The following is a 326-nucleotide window of genomic DNA, read 5'->3' as shown; positions in this document are numbered from 1 at the left end:
CATAGTTATCATGTCTAAGATGATCTGCTTCCTCTAAATACTCTTCCCAAACATGCCTTGTTACAACTTTTTGATTATTTTTACTGTTAGTACAGCTAGATTTAAATGGACAATTACCACAATCCGTAGGATTCGATTTATACACTTTGTATCCTTCTCTATTTGTAGTTGAATATTCAAGAATTTTATTACTAGGGCATATATAGCAATCATTATATTCATCATAAACATATTCATATTTCTTAAAAAATCCATCTTTAGTCATACGTCTTTTGTATGGCATAGAAGGCAAAATACTAGATTTTAATAAGAGTCTAGAAATATAC

Annotated in this window: 1 protein-coding gene; it reads right to left on the bottom strand. The window is 28.8% G+C overall.

The window, feature by feature from the left end; all coding sequences use genetic code 11:
• Positions 1 to 326, bottom strand: a 326-nt coding sequence (locus B2W91_RS20075) for a transposase (protein ID WP_291584178.1), incomplete at both ends; no start/stop codon positions are given.

It is taken from the genome of Clostridium sp. UBA6640 (assembly GCF_002455975.1).
Classification (GTDB): domain Bacteria; phylum Bacillota; class Clostridia; order Clostridiales; family Clostridiaceae; genus Clostridium_J.
This window is presented reverse-complemented; position numbering and strand designations above follow the sequence as displayed.